The organism is Plantibacter sp. Leaf1, from assembly GCF_001421315.1.
Classification (GTDB): Bacteria; Actinomycetota; Actinomycetes; order Actinomycetales; family Microbacteriaceae; genus Plantibacter.
In genome coordinates this window covers 744,909-762,617 of the sequence record NZ_LMJX01000002.1, presented here as the reverse complement: position 1 = coordinate 762,617, position 17,709 = coordinate 744,909, and the positions used below count along the sequence as shown (strand labels likewise).

The window sequence follows — 17,709 nt, the reverse complement described above, 5'->3', positions numbered from 1 at the left end:
GGCCTGGTGAAAATCGCTCGCTTCAGTCACGATCAGGCCATCCGCTACGGCATCATCGACGATGCGGATCTCGTCGTCCTCGACGGCGATCCGCTCTACTCGGGCTTCGAACCGACGGGGGAGCGCGTCCCGCTCGCGGATGCGGTCCTGCTCGCGCCGGTCATCCCTCGTTCCAAGGTCGTCGCCGTCGGCAAGAACTACCGTGACCATGCGGCCGAGATGGGCGGGGAGGCTCCCTCCGAGCCGCTCCTCTTCCTGAAGCCCAACACCTCGGTGGTCGGTCCTGGCGACGCGGTCGTGTTCCCCAAGCAGTCCGAGCGCATCGACTTCGAGGGTGAGCTCGCCATCGTCATCGGCGGCGTCGCGAAGAACGTGAGCGCAGAGCGCGCAGACGAGGTCATCTTCGGCTACACGATCGCCAACGACGTCACGGCACGCGATCTGCAGGAGGCCGACGGCCAGTGGGCACGGGCCAAGGGCTTCGACACGTTCTGCCCGCTCGGCCCGTACATCGAGACGGAGTTCTCCTTCGACGGTGCGACCATCGAGACGAGGGTCGACGGCGAGGTCCGCCAGCACGCGCCGCTGTCGGACATGGTCCACTCGATCGGTGCGATCGTCGAGTACGCCTCGTCCGTCTGGACGCTCCTCCCGGGCGACGTCATCCTGACCGGGACACCGGCCGGCGTCGGAGAGTTCACCGACGGTCAGGTCGTGGAGGTCGAGGTCTCCGGTATCGGGATCCTGCGCAACACCGGTCGCCGCCCCTAGAGCACCCGGGCCGGCCGGGTCTCGAGGGCGTCGAGCACCGCAGCGGCGTCGTCGTCGGTGTTCCAGAGATGGAACGCCACCCTGGCCCGACCCGCCCGACCGGAGGCGGTGATCCCGGCCGACTGCATGGAGCGGAGATCCTCGCCGTCCGGATCCAGCCAGGTCACGATGGCCGAGGGGGTACCGGTGAGGAGGGATCGGCGGTCGCCGATGCCCGCCCGGAGTGCCGCTGCCAGCCCGGTGTCGTGGGTGTACACAGCCGACGCGTCGAGCTCAGCGAAGAGGGCGATGGCCGGTGCGGCACCGACCCAGGCCTGCCAGGCGGGGGAGACGTCGAAGCGTCGTGCGCTGTCGGCGAGATGGAGCGAGGGGCCGTAACACGAGGACCAGACGTCTTCGCCCGAATACCAGCCGGCCTGACTCGGTCGCAGGCGGTCGAGGACGGCCTCGCGCGCCGTCAGGAACGCCACCCCTCGGGGGGCGCAGAGCCATTTGTAGGCGTGGCACACCGTGATGTCGTCGGCGGCGGCGTCGACGGGGAGCCAGCCGGCCGCCTGCGTGAGGTCGTTGAGCGTCAGTGCGCCGTGTGCCCGCGCAGCCGCCCGGATCGCCGTCGCATCCGCGACCGCCCCGGTCGCCGACTGGACCGCGGAGTAGGCGACGAGCCAGGTCGACGCGTCGACGTGGTCGGCGAGCTCGGCGAGGGGCGCGTGACGCACCCTGACGCCTCGGTGTGCCTGCATGAGGAACGGCGCGACGAGCGAGCTGAAATCACCCTCGACACAGAGGACCTCGGCTCCGTCGGGGACGGACGCCGCGATCATCGCGACCATGGCAGAGGTCTGAGACCCGATCGCGACGTCGCGCACGGAGACGCCGACCAGATCCGCGTACGAACGGCGAACGTCCTCCACGACCCGTCCGTAGGACGCGGCGTCCGTTCGGGTCTCCTGCCAGGCCGAGAGGTCGGCGGTCAAGGCGTCGACCGTCCCGGTCGTCGGCAGCCCGAGCGTGCATGCGGCCAGATAGCCGGACCCCTCGGGGAAGGAGGTCCGCGCTTCGTCGAAGGTCGTATGGGCCATGGCTCCAGTGTCTTCGTCGACGATCCATAGGACAAGGACAGGCTCACGATGCGATCCATAACGCTGCATTATGCTTCTCCCATGTCGGCCCTCACCCCCCTCCCCGCCTCGACGTCGCTCGACGCGGGGTCCCTGCTCGTCGTCGGGGCCATCGCCGCGACCGGCTCGATCACTGCCGCCGCCCACCAGCTCGGATCGAGCCAACCGGCCGTGAGTCAGCACCTCAGACGCCTCGAGCGACGTCTCGGCATGCCGGTCGTCGAGCGCGTCGGCCGCGGGGTCCGCCTGACCGACGCGGGCCGGATCCTCGCCGAGCACGCCGAAGCGGTGGACCGCGCGCTCCGGGCGGCCACGGAGGAGGTGGCGGCGCTCGCCGGGCTGCGGAGCGGACGGGTGCGGCTCGTGGCCTTCCCCTCGGCCTCCTCCATGCTCGTCCCGCGGTTGCTCGCGCGCGTGTCGGACGAGGTTCCGGGTGTGGGCGTCTCCTTCGTCGAGGCCGAACCGCCGGAAGCCGTGGCGGCGGTCCGAGCCGGTGAGGCCGACGTGGCGATCACCTTCAGCTATCCGGGCGATCCCGACGATCCGCACCGTGCGAGCGCCGCCGGGCTGCAGGTGCACCGCCTCGGCTCCGATCCGATGCGTCTCGTGCTGCCGATCGACCATCCGCGGGCGGCCGACGAGCAGGTCGACCTCGCGGCGCTCGCCGGCGAGCGGTGGATCGCCGGTTGCCCGCGGTGTCGTGGTCACCTCCTGGGACTCTGTCGGTCCAGCGGCTTCGAGCCGGACATCGCCCACGAGACCGACAACGCGATCGCCGTCACCGCGCTCGTCGCGGCAGGCCTCGGCGTCGCACTCCTCCCGTCGCTCGCACTTTCGGCGGCCCGGCTCCCCGAAGGCGTCGTCGTCCGGCCGACGCGGAACGGGGACGATCGCGCGCTGCACCTCGTGAGCGCGGCGCATGCGGACCGCATCCCGGCGGTCGCGGCACTCCTGCGCATCGCCGCGTCCGTGGGTGGCCCGAGTAGGATGACAGTCGATGTCTGACACGATTACGCACCCCTTCTCCACGGCTTCCGGTTCCGACGTCCGCGTCCGGTTCTGCCCGTCACCGACCGGCACGCCGCACGTCGGCCTCGTCCGCACGGCCCTGTTCAACTGGGCCTACGCCCGCCACACGGGCGGCAAGCTCGTCTTCCGTATCGAGGACACCGATGCGGCCCGCGACAGCGAGGAGAGCTACGAACAGCTCGTCGACGCGCTGACCTGGCTGCGGCTCGACTGGGACGAGGGTGTCGGCGTCGGCGGACCCCACGCGCCGTACCGGCAGTCCGAGCGCAGCGACATCTACGCCGACGTCATCGCGCGACTGACCGCGGCCGGGCACCTCTACGAGAGCTTCTCGACCGCCGAGGAGATCGACGCGCGCAACGAGGCGGCGGGGCGACCGAAGCAGTTCGGCTACGACAACTTCGACCGCGACCTCACCGACGAGCAGCGTGCAGCCTTCCGAGCTGAAGGTCGTGAGCCGGCGCTCCGCCTCCGGGTCCCGGACGACGACCTCAGCTTCGACGACCTCGTCCGCGGCGAGATCACCTTCCCGGCCGGCTCGTTCACCGACTTCGTCCTCGTGCGTCCGAACGGCAAGCCGCTCTACACCCTCGTGAACCCCGTCGACGACGCCATCATGCAGATCACCCACGTGCTCCGCGGCGAGGACCTGCTGCCGTCGACGCCTCGTCAGATCGCGCTGTACCACGCGCTCATCGACATCGGCCTCACCACCTTCGTCCCGAGGTTCGGTCACCTGCCCTACGTGATGGGGGAGGGCAACAAGAAGCTCTCGAAGCGCGATCCCGAGGCGAACCTCTTCCACCACCGGGACCGCGGCTTCGTGCCGGAGGGGCTCATCAACTACCTCGCGCTTCTGGGGTGGTCGCTCAGCGGCGACCGGGACGTGTTCTCGATCGAAGAGATGATCGCGGCCTTCGACGTCGTCGACGTGAATCCGAACCCGGCCCGGTTCGACCTCAAGAAGGCGGAATCGATCAACGGGGACCACATCCGGTTGCTGGAGCCCGCGGACTTCCTCGGCCGCATCGTCCCGTATCTCGTGGATGCCGGCGTGGTGAGCGAGCCCGTTCCCGACGTCCAGCAGGCGATCCTCGAGCAGGCCGCACCGCTCGTGCAGGAGCGCATCGCGCTGTTGGGCGAGGTCCCGGCGCTCCTCGGGTTCCTGTTCGTCGGCGCCGCCGAGCTCGACTACCAGGACGACGCGCTGCGGGGGCTCCCCGCCAACGCGGGTGAGGTCCTCGCGGCCTCCATCGGTGCGCTCGAGCTCATCCCCGAGGCCGAGTGGACCGCGGCCTCGATCCAGGAGGCGCTCGCCGGCGCGCTCATCGAGGGGCTCGGCCTGAAGCCCCGGATCGCCTACGGTCCGCTCCGCGTCGCGGCATCCGGTCGCCGGATCTCGCCGCCGCTCTTCGAATCCCTCGAGATCCTCGGGAAGACGGAATCGATCGCGCGACTGGATCGGCTCTCCACGCACCTCGCGTCATGAACGACGCCTACGACGTCGTCGTGATCGGTGGAGGCCCGGCGGGGCTCTCTGCCGCGCTGAACCTCGCTCGGGCGCGGCGTCGAGTCCTCGTGCTCGACGGCAACCGTCCACGCCATGCCGCGACGCTCCGCTCCCACGGCTTCCTCACGCGCGACGGTGTCCCACCGCTCGATCTGCGGCGGCTGGGGCGCGAGGAGGTCGCTGCCTACGGGAACGCCGAGATCCAGTTCGCGGCGGTCCAGACGGTCGAGGCGACTCCTGACGGATTTCGGGTCGTCGCCCAAGGCGTCCGTGGCGAGCCGGACCGCGACGTCGTGACCCGCACCGTCGTCGTGGCCAGCGGGCTCACGGAGACCCTGCCGAAGGTCGGCAACATGCGGGCGTTCTACGGGACGGACCTGCACAGCTGCGTCGAGTGCGACGGGTTCGAGAAGGCTGACGCACCGCTCGCCCTCATCGGCGAGTCGGCGGACCTGGCCGAGTGGGCGATCCTCATCGCGCAGTGGTCGTCCGATCTGATCGTCTTCACCAACGGGTCCGACACCGTCACCGAGCCGGAGGAGGCCGCGCTGGCGTCTGCGGGCATCCGGGTCGAGCGCGGTGCGGTCGCCGAGCTGGCCGGCGGTCGCGACGGGTTCTCCGGGGTGATGCTCGCCGACGGGACGCTCATCGAGCGGTCTGGCGGCTTCGTGCGGCCGGAATGGTCCGCTCCGCTCGAGTACCTGCTGCCGCTGGCGCTCGACCGCGACACCGACGGCTATGTGGTCGTCGATGCTTGGGGTCGCACGACCGTGCCCGGGGTGTACGCCGCCGGCGACATCACACCACCCGGCCCGCAACAGCTCATCGTGGCCGCCGGAAACGGTGCGCGGGTGGCTCGAGCGCTCAACCGGGACCTCGCCGGCGTCCCCAGCTGAACCTGCCGCGACGCGCCCGGAACGCACCGATTTGAGACGATCGGCTCCGTAGGCTAGTGTTGTTCTTCGGTCGGGGCTTCGGTTCAGACAGTGGGGTATGGTGTAATTGGCAACACGACTGATTCTGGTTCAGTTGTTCTTGGTTCGAGTCCAGGTACCCCAGCAAGACAGCAGAATCACGACGAAGGCCCGCGAACATCGCGGGCCTTCGTCGTTGGATCAGGTGTCGCGTCGGACGGGTCAGGCCTCCTCGACCGGCTCCGGGCGTTGCTGCTGATCCACGGACTCCCGATCCGGAGCGCTTGCTCCCGCATCCGACCAGGTCGCACGGATCGCTCCGGCGAGTCGACGCAGGAACACTTCGGCATGGCGGGTCATCGCCGCGGGGTCGTGGTCGAGGAGTGCCTGCAGGACCGCTTGCACCGCTGGGATCCCGCCGGCGTCGATGAGGACCACCGGTCGCTGCACCGCGTACCGGACGAGCGCGATCATCGCCGATGTGATGACCGAGGGGATGAGTTCGAGGTCGTCGAGCAGTCGTTCGCCGAAGCTCAACAGCAGACCCACCGCCCGCGTCGTCTCCTCGACCGGGAGCCGGGCGATCCGCCGCTCGAGGTACTCCGCCTCGAGGAGGGTGTCGTCATCGAGCCGCTCCACGATGCGCTGCACCAGCAGGGGGACGAGGGCGTCGAGCAGGTCGATCACCTCGAACAGCGACCCACTGGCGAGCGGAGCCACCCGCGTGAACCGATTGGGAGCCGTCTGGACGAGGCCGAGGCCGTCGAGTCGGGCCAGGGCTTCCCGGAGCGGCGTCCTCGACACGCCGAGCAGCGCAGTGAGCTCGTCGTCCCGGAGGCGGCGTCCCGGTGCCAGTCGGCCGTCGATGATCTCCGCCAGGAGACGTTCGAAGACGTTCTGGCGTAGGAGACGGCGATCCGAGACCGGATCAGTCCGGGCCGACTGGGCGTTCATCGGGGATCCCGCTCGGCGAGGTCGGCGGCGGTCCGTTCGAAGGCGACGATGCGCTCCGTCGCCGGCGCGATCTGCCGGGCCATCTCCCGGAAGGCTGCTTCGCCCTGGCCGAAGGGGTCGATGACGTCGTCGTCGGCCGGGTCCGGGATGCGTGCGCTCGTCCGGTTCGCCGCCAGTTCGGGCAGGAGCCGTCGCCACCGCTCCGCGCGGTCCCGGGGGAGTCCGGCGACCTCCACGGTGTCGAGGAGCCGACCGAACTCGCGCAGGGTGAAGGTCCTCCGCAACGCATCGGGCTGGAGGCGGAGAACGGCGCCACGCTGGTCCCTCGTCATCGTCAGAACGGCGTCCTGGCGACGGATCATCTCCGCGGTCAGCTGCGTCGCGACGAACCCGTCGGTCGCAGCGGCGAGTGGTCCGAGGAGGGCCATGCTCGAGGCATCGATCGGTTGTCCGCCCATCGCCCTCGTCCCCGCACTCCGCACCTCGAACCCGGACACATCGATGTCGCGAAGCCCGCCGGCCAGCAGGAACCCGGCGTACGGAGAACGACAGATGTTGCCTGTGCAGACCATGAGGATCCGAGTCGGTGTCGGGTCTGGCGTCGCGCTCATACTCGTTCCCGTCGTGATCGACGGCTCGACGAGCTGTCGACCGGGGGCGTCACTCCGGGCAGCTCGCGTTGCGCCTGCTGCTGTTCGGGCGTGCGTCGGAGAGCGGGTGCCGCAGCGGGACGGCGGGTGTCGGGCGCATCCGTGGGCGCGGTCTTCCGACGGGTGCGTCGCTTCGGGGCGGTCGTCCCGGGTTCCGGGATCCGGTCGTAGTAGGAGTACGAGTAGGACTGCCCGCCACGGGAGGCCTCGACACGATTGAGGACGACGCCGAGGAGCTTGGCCTGGACGAAACTCAGGTTCTCGAGGGATTGACGGAGCTGGTCGCGGTGCAGGCGTCCGTCGGCGGAGGCGACGAGCAGGACACCGCTCGCGAGCGTCGACAGTGCGGTGGGGTCCGAGACGTTCACGAGTGGCGGGGTGTCGACGACGACCACGTCGAAGGTGCGCTCCATCTCGGCCAGGGCCCGTTCCATGGCGGCAGACCCGAGGAGTTCGCTGGGGTTGGGTGGGAGCTCCCCGGAGGTGAGGACGGCCAGACGTCCGGCGCCGTTGACGGACTGCGCCGCCTCGTCGAGGCTGATCCGTCCGGTGAGGACCGTCGTCAGCCCGACCGAGCCCTCCAATCCGAACAGCTCGTGCTGGCGGGGGCGTCGCAGATCGGCGTCGACGAGGAGGACCGAGTTCCCCGCCTCGGCGAGGACGAGAGCGAGGTTCGCCGCGGTGGTGGTCTTCCCCTCGCCGGGGATGGAGGACGTGACCATGACGCTTCGGAGCCCGCCGTCGATGGAGGCGAACTGCAGGTGGGTCCGGAGCTGGCGGAAGCTCTCGGCCCGCCGGCTGTAACTCTCCGTCGAGCCGAGGATGAGCTGCGGTGTATCAGCGGGCTCGGCCGTGAAGGTGCCGAGGATGCTGGTGTCCGTGAGTTTCTCGATCGCGGCTCGGCCGCGCAGCCGGGTGTCCAGGACCTCGATGAGGAGCGCGGTTCCGACGCCGAGGGCGAGACCGATGAACACGCCGACGGCGAGGTTCTGCAGCGGGTTGGGTGCGACCGGGGACCAGGGCGGTGAGGCCTGCTCGACGATCGTGAGTCCGACCGGGGTCGGGCCCCCGGCTGCATCGGTCGACGATGCGGCATCCGTGCTCTCGACGTCGTCGACCAGGTCGACGAGGACCTCGGAGGCGGTGTTGGCGATGCGGGCCGCCGCCACCGGGTCGCTGTCGAGGGCCGAGATGTTGATCAGCACCGACTGGGCGGGGTTGGCTGCGGAGATCGCGCCGACCAGGGTGGCGGGGTCGAGGTCGAGCCGTTCGGCCACCATGGTGCGCACGGTGGAGCCGGTCGCCAGGATGACGTAGGAGGAGACGCGGCTCTGCGCGAAGGTGTTGCCCTGGTTGAGTTCGCCCACCGAGTCGCCGCTCTTGACGGCGACGAACAGCTGGGCCGTCGACTGATAGACGGGCTTGGTGACGAGGGTGTACCCGTGGGCCAGCGCCGCGATGCCGGCCGTGATGGCGACGATGAGCAGCCACCGGTGGCGGAAGATGCGCAGGTAGTCCTTGAGATCCATCCTGGTATATTAGCATATCGGATGTCTGGCACGTGGTGGCACGACGACGAAGGGCCCGTACTCATCGAGTCCGGGCCCTTCACGGGGTGATGGAACGAGTGCTCAGGCCGCCTTGCCGAACCGGTCGGTGCCGCTCGCGCGAGGCCGACGTGGCGCGCGGTTCGTCTGCCGGACGGTCGGTTCCGTCATGACGGGACGTTCTGCGCCGACGAGGGCGCTATCGGCCACCCGGGCATCTCGGTCGACGCTGGCGCCGTGCGCGACGTGCACGTCCGCCCCCAAGCGCGCATCGCTTCCGACCCTGGCGCCGCGACCGATGACGCAGCGCTCGCCGATGTGGACGTTCGCGCCGATGAAGGCGCCCTCACCGATCACTGCGGACCGATCGATCCAGGTCCCGGCACCGATCCAGGCATTGGCGCGGATGTCCGCGTCCGCCTCGACGAACGTCGTCCGTTCGATGAACGCCGTCGGATCGATCAGTGCACGAGCTGCGACCATGCCCTTGCCGTTCGGGTGGTGGCGGTATCGCTCCACCTCACCGGTGCGGCCTTCGATCTCTTCGTACACTCTCGCCATGGGTGACCCCCTTCTGGTCTACTCAACACTGGGGACAACGCCCGGAAGCTCCCGGTCATTCCTTCCCCGGCCGTGCCTGGGAATCCCATGAGTCTCGTGTTCTGCTGTAGGAGGAGTTCGGAATCCCACCGGATTGTGGATTGGTCGGAACCGTTCACTGGAAGTCCCGCGAGCGGGTGTTCGCCCCGATCCGGAGAGCCTCGAGGCGATCCGCCACCAGGTTGACGATCCCCTCCGGTGAGCGCTCCAACATGCCCCTGACCACCATGGCCGGTGCCTCCCTCGCCACCCGGCGATACCGGTTCCAGACACCGACGCTGCAGATCACGTTGACGAGCCCGGCTTCGTCCTCGAGGTTCATGAAGGTGATCCCGCTCGCAGTCGCCGGTCGCTGACGATGCGTCACGATGCCCCCCACCTCCACGCGGCGGTCCGTCTGCGCCGTCAGGAGCTCGTCGGATCGCAGGGCACCTCGACGCCGCAGCTCCGTCCGTACATGACGGATGGGATGGTCGTCGGTCGACATCCCGGTCGCCCAGATGTCGGAGATCAGCTGCTCGGCCGGTGTCGGGACCGGCAGCAGTGGCGGTTGCACCGTCGTAAACGTCCCCTCGAGCTGATCTGGTCGGTGTCTGCTCGCCTGGGCGGCACCCCACATCGCCTCGCGACGCGTCAGCCCGAACCCCTCGAAGGCGCCGGCCGCGGACAGCGCCTCCAACTGGGACGAGCTGAGGCCGATCCGCCTCGCCAGATCGGCTTGGCTCGAGAAGAGCCCGCCGCGTTCCCGCTCGGCGACGATGCGCTTTGCCAGTTCCTCACCGATCCCCTGGACGGAGGAGAGCCCCAGTCGGACGGCGAGTCCTCCGTCGCGCCGGTGGCCGGCGGAGTCGTCCGGGAGGTGCGGGTCGAAGTCGCCCGTCGGTCCCTGCTCCTGTTCGAGGCAGCGAGGGCGTCCCCCGGGGGCGATCGGCGTGCCCGGGTCCGCGTCCGGATCGAGCGCCTCGAGGCCGGCCTGAGCCCCCGAGCGGTGCAGGTCGGGGCGGAGCACCGGGACGCCGTGTCGTCGGGCGTCGGCGACCAGGGTCATGGGCGAATAGAACCCCATCGGCTGCGCTCGGAGCAGTGCCGCCAGGAAGGCGCCGGGGTAGTGCAGTCGCAACCACGCGCTCACGTAGACGAGCAGGGCGAAACTCAGGGAGTGGCTCTCCGCGAAGCCGAAGTTCGCGAAGGCCTGGATCTTCGCGTAGACCGCATCGGCGTCCGCGCCGACGATGCCGTTACCGGCCATGCCGAGATAGAGCGTGTCCTTGAGGCTCTCGATCTTCTCCTCGCCGCGCTTGGATCCCATCGCCCGCCGGAGCAGGTCGGCGTCTTCGGCGGAACACCCACCGACGGCCATCGCCATCTGCATCAGCTGCTCCTGGAACAGGGGGACGCCGAGGGTGCGTTCGAGGACCGGCTCGAGGCTCGGGTGGAGGTAGGTGATGGGTTCCTGGCCGGTCTTCCGTCGCAGGTAGGGGTGCACGGCGCCACCCTGGATCGGGCCCGGGCGGATCATGGCCACCTCGATGACCAGGTCGTAGAACCGTCGGGGGAGAAGCCGGGGGAGCATCCCCATCTGTGCACGGCTCTCCACCTGGAACACGCCGATGGTGTCGGCCCGGCAGAGCTGGTCGTAGACCCCCGCTTCGTCCTTCGGGATGGTCTCCAACGTCCAGCGCTCTCCGGTGTGTTCGGCGACGAGGTCGAAGCAGTACTGGATGGCCGACAACATGCCGAGGCCCAGGAGGTCGAACTTCACGAGTCCCATCCAGGCGCAGTCGTCCTTGTCCCATTGGAGGACCGTACGGCCGTCCATCCGACCGTGTTCGATCGGGCACACCTCGCCGACCGGGCGGTCGGTCAGCACCATGCCGCCGGAGTGGATGCCGAGATGCCGGGGCAGGGTCAGCATCTCCTGAGCGAGGCCGACGACGCGGTCCGGGATGTCGTGGTCGGTGCTCGACATCACACCACCCCAGCGCTCGACCTGCTTGGACCAGGCGTCCTGTTGGCCGGGGCTGTAGCCGAGGGCCTTCGCCGTGTCCCGGACGGCGAACTTCGGCCGGTAACTGATGACGTTGGCGACCTGGGCCGCATTGCGGCGTCCGTAGGTCTCGTACACGTACTGGATGGCCTCCTCGCGGCGGTCCGAGTCGAAGTCGACGTCGATGTCGGGCTCCTCCTCGCGCATGCTGGAGAGGAACCGCTCGAAGGGCAACTCGTAGAAGATCGAGTCGACGGCGGTGATCCCGAGCAGATAGCAGACGGCCGAGTTCGCGGCCGAGCCGCGGCCCTGACAGAGGATGCCACGGCTGCGGGCGAAGCTCACGATGTCGTGCACGATCAGGAAGTACCCCGGGAAGTCCTTCTGCTCGATGACCTCGAGTTCGCGGTCGATGCGTCGGAGGTGCTCCGGCGTGGCGTTCGGGTACTTCACGGGGACGGCTTCGAGGACGAGGTGCCGCAACCAACTCATCGGGGTGTGCCCCTCCGGGACGCGTTGGCGGGGGAGGTTCGGGCGGACGGCCCGCAGACTGAACGCGAGGTCGTCGGCGAGTTCGACGCTTCGTGCGACCGCCCCGGGGTATCTCGCGAACCGCGCCGCCATCTCGGCACCGCTCCGGAGATGAGCGGCACCGGCGGCAGGCAGCCAACCGTCGAGCTCCTCGAGACTCCGACGGGCTCTGACGGCGGACAACGCGGTCTGCAGCCGATGCTGATCAGGGGTCGCGTAGTGGACGTTCCCGGTCGCCACGACGGTGAGGTCGAGCAGGGCGGCGATCTCGGCGAGCGCGTCGTTCTCCGCCGAGTCCTCCGGATGGCCGTGGTCGCTCAGTTCCACGACGACGTGCTCCGGACCGAACAGCGCGACGAGTCGGTCGACCGCGGCGGCCGCGGCCTCCATACCCTGTTCGCGCAATGCGGTGCGGACGAATCCCTTCCGGCATCCGGTGAGGACGGTCACGAAGCCCGCGACGGACGCGGCGAGTCGCTCGAGGTCGTAGATCGGGTGTCCCTTCTCAGCGCCCTCGGCGAGCTGCGCGTCCGTGATTGCGCCGGCGAGGCGGTGATAGCCCTCGGCCCGACGGGCGAGCAGGAGCAGATGATGACCGACGGGATCCGGGACGCCGTTCTGCGGCCGGTCGAGTCCGATCGACAGCTCCGCACCGTAGACGGTCCGGAGGTCGGGGAACCGTTCAGCCGCCTCGGCCATGCGGACGACCCCGTAGAACCCGTCGTGATCGGTGAGGGCGAGAGCGTGCAGCCCGAGTGCTGCGGCCTCCTCGACGAGACGTTCCGGGGGGCTCGCACCGTCGAGGAAGCTGAAGCTCGAGTGAGCGTGGAGTTCCGCGTACGGGACCGTCGTCGACGCCGGCCGAGGCTTGGGTGGCTCCGGGGCGTACGGCTCCCGCTTCCGGGACCAGGCCGGGCTGTCGCCGCCGTCTGCCCCCAGCGGGAGGGCGGCCGGCCGGCTCGCGTCGGACAGGCGACGCTCGAACTCCGACCACGACACCGGGGGATTGTTCCATCCCATGGGGGTTCCTCTCGTCATGCTGCTCGGGTGCTGGCTGGATGTGGTCAGTCGTACCGTGCTTCGGCTCTCCAGTGCTGCGCCTCCAGGAGGAGCAGCCAGGCGTCGCCTTCGTCGTCCACCACCTGGAGACGGTGGACGTGTCGGTGGGCGTCGTCGTCCCACCACTGTTCGTCGATGCTCCAGGGGCCGGCCCAACCGTCGACGACGTGCCAGTGGGAGAAGGCGGCGAACCGTGCGGGTGGTGCGCTCAGCGTGCCGCGCTCGCCGACCTCCACCGTTCTGCCCGTCGCGTCTACCACCTCGACCGGAACCGCGATGTCGAACACGGTCGTGGGAGCTGCTCCGGGGATGGTACCGGGCCACGGCCGGCTCCGACGTTCGGCCACGGCGGCCCCGCCACCCGGCGGGACACTGCCCCAGGGGACGAGGATGCGGCGGTCGAGGAGGAGACGCCCACCGGACGGCACGGCAGTCAGGACACCGTCGTGACCGAGCATGCTCTGGACCCGGGCGAGCCCGCTGTGGATGCGTTCGTCCGGACCACTACCCCAGAGACCTTCCTCGTGTTCCGCAGCGTCGTCGAGGGTCTCCGGGACGACTTCGACGAGCTCGACGGGGGAGGCGAGTCCGTGGTCGATGTTCGATGAGCCCTGCAGCTGCCAACGCACCCGGTCCAGGACGTCACCGGCGGTGAACCAACGCGGATGCAACCAGGTCCGGGTGGAGCGCTCGCCACGTTCGCTGCGCATGCTGATCGTGATCGCGGTGGTCACGAGTCCTGCCGCGGTCAATCCGGCGATGAACCGCTCCGCGGACTGCCGGAACCCGAAGGTGAGCTGATCGATGCGGTCGAGTGGAGGTTCGAAGGAGACGGCGACGTTCAGCTCGGTCGGTGGGACGCGGGGGACGACGCTCCTGGCGTCCGCGCCGGCGGCGAGACGGTGGGCACGGGCGCCGTCGACGCCGAAGCGGTCGCGCACCTCGGTCGCGGGCAACGACCCGAACGCTCCCAGGGTGCTGATCCCGAGTCGGTGCAGCAGGGTGCTGAGTTCAGGGCGTCCGAGTGTCGTCAACGGCAGTGGGGCCAGGAAGGCCGAGGACGCTCCCGGTGGGATGATCAGGATCCGGGAGTCGTCCTGCTGGACCACGGTCGACCGGGCCGCCTGTTCTGCGGCGAACGGGCCGTCGGCGATACCGATCCGGGCGTCGGGCACACCGAGGTCGTCGAGGCAGGCGCGGAGGACGTCCGCCGCAGCCGACTCGCCGCCGTAGTAGCGGCTCGGACCTCTGGAGCGGATGGCGCAGAGCCCGGCGCGGTAGGGCTGGACGCCCGGCATGAGTGCTTCGATGCCGAGCAGGATCGGTTCGAACGCCCGGGTGTCGATGACCGGGTCGTAGTCTGCGGTGACCAGCTCCGGACACCGGGCCTCCGCCTCGCGGATGCGCAACCCTCTCCGGACTCCTGCTCGGCGAGCGATCGCGTCGCAGGCGAGGACCTCCCCGTGCTCCACCAGCGCGAGGGGACCGTCGGCGGTGTCCGGAGGCAGGGTGCCGGAGAGTCTCGCCGCCACGATCGGCCAGTCGGGACACCAGAGCACCATCGTGCGCTCGACGAGTTCGGCAGGCGTCTCGATCGTCATCGGTTCACCACCATGGGGAGCCGGGTGACCGTGTCGTCGTCGAGCCTGGTGCGGGAGGGCTGCTCGGCCCGGTCGTCGAGCGGCCCCAGGGGCAGGGTGAGGTGCGCGGTGCGAGGCCTGCCGACCCCACCTTGCCCGAGCATCGAGCTGACCGTGAGTCGTCGACGCAGGAGATGCCCGTGACCCGAGCCGAGGCCGCTCCAGGAGCTCTCGGTCACGCGGAGCGTCGCGTCGCTCTGCGGCCAGGAGCCGAGGACGATGAGTGCCGCCTCGCGTTGGCGGAGCCGGGCGGCGAGCCGTGCTGCGTCGCTCGGCGCGATCCGGCCTGGGGGCGCCGTGATGAGCACCCCGGCGACGTCGGCCATGGCGGCGGTGACCGTGAGCCAGTCGGGCCCGGGCCGGGGGACGAGGACGAGTCGCTCGAGATCGATCCCGGAGGAGGCCGCGGCTTCGATCCCGAACGCTGGAAGGCCGATGACGGCGCACCAGGTGCCGGCCGCGGATGGACCGGCCATGAGGGACATGGCGAGTGCCGTGGAACCGAGGACCGAGTAGCTCCCGCCGGCCTGGAGTGCGCCCCCGGGAAGGAGTCCCGAGAGTTCCGGGGCGGTCGGCAGCGACCTGGTGTCGAGTCGGGTCCCCTGCATCCGCTTGATCCGGCCCTGGAGCTCGTGCAGCTCGGTCGCGGTGTCCGCCCTCACGGGGGAGTCGACGAGTGCGTGGAGGGCCATGGCTCAATATTCGAACATATCTTCGAACAAGTCAACCGGGTCGACCCGGGTTCACCGACGGATGACGCTCAGTGGGACCATGGTCCCCGAGGCCACCGACACGCGGCACGGTGTGTCGTCGGTGGCCGGTACGCTGGGCCCATGTGCGGACGTTTCGTCGTGACCGAATCCACCGAAGAGCTGATCGAGCTCTTCGACATCGACCATGCGGCTGCCGAGCTGCCCGGGCCCTCGTACAACGTGCGCCCGACGGAACAGATCCCGATCATCCTCGACTCGGCGAAGACGGAGCCGGCGGTCCGGCGCCTCGAATCCGCACGATGGTCGCTCGTGCCGGCGTTCGCCACGGAGCTGAAGAGCCAGTACCCGACCTTCAACGCGCGCTCGGAGGAGATCACCACGAAGCCCACCTTCGCGGACTCGCTCAAGCGACGCCGTGCGCTCATCCCCGCCGCCGGATACTACGAATGGCACACCGAGGGAACGGTGAAGACGCCCTACTACGTGCAGACGGCCGGCGGTGAGCCGATCGTCTTCGCCGGACTCTATTCGTGGTGGCGGGACCGCTCGCTCTCGGACGACGATCCGCGGCGGTGGGTGCTGAGTGCGACCATCCTCACCCGCCCGGCCGTCGGGTCGTTGCAGGGGCTGCACCCGCGGACGCCTGTGACCCTGCCTCCGGAGTGCTGGGACGAATGGCTCGACCCGCACCATGAGGCGGATCAGGACGAGGTCGACGAGATGGTGCTTGCTGCGACCGACGTCGCGGAGCAACTGGTGTTCCACCGTGTCGCACCGTTGCAGGGTGACGGGCCCGAGCTCATCGTCCCGGTCCAGGACTGACCACTCGCTCGCGACATCGGGCCGTCGGCGCGATCGGGCGACGGCGCGGTCGACATCGGGTCGCGTACCCCCTGGAGACACAGAACCGCCCCTGACGCGAACGTCAGGGGCGGTTCTCGGTGTCTCAGACGCGAGGGCTGGAAAGACCGGCCACTCGGATCGTCAGCTCCGACTGATCAGAGAATCAGAGGGGGCGGATGTTCTCGGCCTGCAGGCCCTTGGGGCCCTGGTTGGTCTCGAACTCGACCTTCTGGTTCTCCTCGAGCGAGCGGTAGCCGCTCGTCGCGATGGCGGAGAAGTGTGCGAAGACGTCGGCGCTGCCGTCGTCAGGGGTGATGAAGCCGAAGCCCTTTTCGGCGTTGAACCACTTCACAGTTCCAGTTGACATGTATTTCCTCTTTCATGAGTGACCGTTCCCGACTTTCGGGACCGTTCGTCGCGGTGTTCTTTGCTCGCTCCTCAGAAAAGCAGCGTATCCATCGGTGGAAACGCGGCTTGAAATACCTGCGCAACACAACAACTTCGATCCACGTTAGCCCATGAGGGCGCACAAGTGGAACTCAAACAGGTAACGGATTGACGAATTCTGCGACTTTTCCCCGGATCGCCCGTCTCGACGTGGGGAACCTGTGCGGATACCGAGATGTGAGGTGATTCCCCAGCCGTCGACCGTAGGCTGAGGCCATCTGCAGAGCTTCCGCTCGACCGAGCGTCCGCTCATCGCCCCCGGCTGGGAAGTCGACACGATTCCTCCGGAGTGCCCATGTCAACTGAAGCCATCCTCGGCCCGGTTCGTGCCACGAGCCCCCGCAAGCCCGGCGCTGCGAACGTCACCAGCTCATACTCGTCGCTGTTGAAGACGGTTCGTGAAGCGGGACTGCTGCGCCGCCACCGCATGTTCTACATCCTCACGTTCTCGTTCCTCGTGATCGCGCTCCTCGGCTGCGTGACCGGGTTCATCCTGCTGCGCGAGTCATGGTTCCAGCTCCTCATCGCCGGAGCGCTCGGCATCATCCTGACCCAGTTCGCGTTCCTCGCCCATGAGGCTTCGCACCGTCAGGTGTTCGAGTCCGGTCGTGCGAACGACCGCGCCGGCCGGTTCCTCGCCGCCGGGATCGTCGGCATCAGCTACTCCTGGTGGATGACGAAGCACACGCGGCACCACGCGAACCCGAACCAGGTGACCAAGGACCCCGACATCGAGATCGACACGATCTCCTTCATCGAAGAGGACGCGGCGAAGGCCAAGGGCCTCCAGGCGCTCATCACCCGGAAGCAGGGGTACCTCTTCTTCCCGCTTCTCATGCTCGAGGGCATCAACCTGCACGCGCTGTCCTTCAAGACCCTCTTCGGGCCGGGCAAGGTCGACGGTCGGGTCGCGGAGATCAGCATGATCGTCGCTCGCGTCGGCCTGTACCTCGCAGCGATCTTCCTCTTCCTGCCGCTGGGCATGGCGTTCGCGTTCCTCGGTGTCCAACTCGCCGTCTTCGGCGTCTACATGGGAGCGTCCTTCGCCCCGAACCACAAGGGCATGCCGATCATCCCCGCCGACATGAAGCTCGACTTCCTCCGCAAGCAGGTGTTGACCTCGCGCAACGTCCGTGGATTCGGCATGGCCACCTTCATGGGCGGCCTGAACTACCAGATCGAGCACCACCTGTTCCCGAGCATGCCCCGGCCGGCTCTCGCCCGCGCCCGTGTCATCGTGCGGGAGCACTGCGAGACCCAGCAGGTCCCGTACACCGAGACCACGCTGTTGCAGTCCTACGCGATCGTCATCGAGTACTTGAACCGCGTGGGTCTCTCGGCCCGCGACCCGTTCGACTGCCCGGCGGCGGCGAACTTCCGCCGCCGGTAGTCG

15 protein-coding genes and 1 tRNA gene are annotated in these 17,709 nt (G+C 69.0%); 7 read left to right on the top strand and 9 right to left on the bottom strand.

The genetic code is table 11. The annotated features are described in order from the left end of the window. Positions 1–6: 6 nt before the first annotated feature. Complete coding sequence (locus ASE44_RS05825) at positions 7–771, top strand: fumarylacetoacetate hydrolase family protein (RefSeq protein ID WP_056007024.1); 765 nt, start codon at positions 7–9, stop codon at positions 769–771. Here the strand turns inward: ASE44_RS05825 and ASE44_RS05820 are convergent. Then, positions 768–1,853, bottom strand: coding sequence for an aminotransferase class V-fold PLP-dependent enzyme (locus ASE44_RS05820; RefSeq protein ID WP_056778158.1), 1,086 nt, complete (start codon positions 1,851–1,853; stop codon positions 768–770). The genes ASE44_RS05825 and ASE44_RS05820 overlap by 4 nt on opposite strands. 81 nt (positions 1,854–1,934) lie before the next feature. Here ASE44_RS05820 and ASE44_RS05815 point away from each other — a divergent pair, with 81 nt between their 5' ends. From ASE44_RS05815 to ASE44_RS05800, 4 genes are all read left to right on the top strand, one after another. Next, on the top strand, positions 1,935–2,897 hold the full coding sequence (locus ASE44_RS05815; protein WP_056778157.1) for a LysR family transcriptional regulator: 963 nt from the start codon (positions 1,935–1,937) through the stop codon (positions 2,895–2,897). Next, positions 2,890–4,410 carry a glutamate--tRNA ligase gene (gene gltX / locus ASE44_RS05810; RefSeq protein WP_056778154.1) on the top strand — a complete coding sequence of 507 codons (1,521 nt, stop codon included), beginning with the start codon at positions 2,890–2,892 and terminating at the stop codon, positions 4,408–4,410. The genes ASE44_RS05815 and gltX overlap by 8 nt, the downstream gene beginning before the upstream one ends. Continuing rightward, complete coding sequence (locus ASE44_RS05805) at positions 4,407–5,327, top strand: NAD(P)/FAD-dependent oxidoreductase (protein ID WP_056778151.1); 921 nt, start codon at positions 4,407–4,409, stop codon at positions 5,325–5,327. Before gltX ends, ASE44_RS05805 begins: the two co-directional genes overlap by 4 nt. Before the next feature lie 91 nt (positions 5,328–5,418). Next, positions 5,419–5,490: transfer RNA gene (locus ASE44_RS05800), tRNA-Gln, on the top strand. A 77-nt stretch (positions 5,491–5,567) separates the two neighbouring features. On the opposite strand, the gene ASE44_RS05795 is transcribed toward ASE44_RS05800, so the two are convergent. From ASE44_RS05795 to ASE44_RS05765, 7 genes are all read right to left on the bottom strand, one after another. Next, positions 5,568–6,299 carry a GntR family transcriptional regulator gene (locus ASE44_RS05795; protein WP_056778148.1) on the bottom strand — a complete coding sequence of 244 codons (732 nt, stop codon included), beginning with the start codon at positions 6,297–6,299 and terminating at the stop codon, positions 5,568–5,570. Next, entirely contained in the window at positions 6,296–6,910 is a 615-nt protein-coding gene (locus ASE44_RS05790) for a hypothetical protein (protein WP_056778145.1), read from the bottom strand. The genes ASE44_RS05795 and ASE44_RS05790 overlap by 4 nt, the downstream gene beginning before the upstream one ends. Further along, positions 6,907–8,478 (bottom strand): polysaccharide biosynthesis tyrosine autokinase, encoded by a 1,572-nt coding sequence (locus ASE44_RS05785; protein ID WP_056007003.1) that lies wholly within the window; start codon positions 8,476–8,478, stop codon positions 6,907–6,909. Before ASE44_RS05785 ends, ASE44_RS05790 begins: the two co-directional genes overlap by 4 nt. 102 nt (positions 8,479–8,580) lie before the next feature. Further along, positions 8,581–9,057 carry a DapH/DapD/GlmU-related protein gene (locus tag ASE44_RS05780; RefSeq protein WP_082455846.1) on the bottom strand — a complete coding sequence of 159 codons (477 nt, stop codon included), beginning with the start codon at positions 9,055–9,057 and terminating at the stop codon, positions 8,581–8,583. 154 nt (positions 9,058–9,211) lie between these two features. Then, a complete protein-coding gene (locus ASE44_RS05775) occupies positions 9,212–12,634 on the bottom strand; it encodes an error-prone DNA polymerase (RefSeq protein WP_056778142.1) in 3,423 nt (1,140 codons plus the stop codon). Between the two features lie 44 nt (positions 12,635–12,678). Continuing rightward, complete coding sequence (locus ASE44_RS05770) at positions 12,679–14,274, bottom strand: DNA polymerase Y family protein (RefSeq protein WP_056778139.1); 1,596 nt, start codon at positions 14,272–14,274, stop codon at positions 12,679–12,681. Continuing rightward, positions 14,271–15,005 (bottom strand): hypothetical protein, encoded by a 735-nt coding sequence (locus ASE44_RS05765; protein WP_056778136.1) that lies wholly within the window; start codon positions 15,003–15,005, stop codon positions 14,271–14,273. The genes ASE44_RS05770 and ASE44_RS05765 overlap by 4 nt, the downstream gene beginning before the upstream one ends. Before the next feature lie 141 nt (positions 15,006–15,146). On the opposite strand from ASE44_RS05765, the gene ASE44_RS05760 reads away from it, so the two are divergent. Then, complete coding sequence (locus ASE44_RS05760) at positions 15,147–15,848, top strand: SOS response-associated peptidase (protein WP_056006988.1); 702 nt, start codon at positions 15,147–15,149, stop codon at positions 15,846–15,848. Positions 15,849–16,032: 184 nt separating this feature from the next. Here the strand turns inward: ASE44_RS05760 and ASE44_RS05755 are convergent, their stop codons facing one another. After that, on the bottom strand, positions 16,033–16,236 hold the full coding sequence (locus ASE44_RS05755; RefSeq protein WP_056006986.1) for a cold-shock protein: 204 nt from the start codon (positions 16,234–16,236) through the stop codon (positions 16,033–16,035). Between the two features lie 375 nt (positions 16,237–16,611). Here ASE44_RS05755 and ASE44_RS05750 point away from each other — a divergent pair, with 375 nt between their 5' ends. Continuing rightward, positions 16,612–17,706, top strand: coding sequence for an acyl-CoA desaturase (locus ASE44_RS05750; protein ID WP_056006983.1), 1,095 nt, complete (start codon positions 16,612–16,614; stop codon positions 17,704–17,706). Positions 17,707–17,709 lie beyond the last annotated feature (3 nt).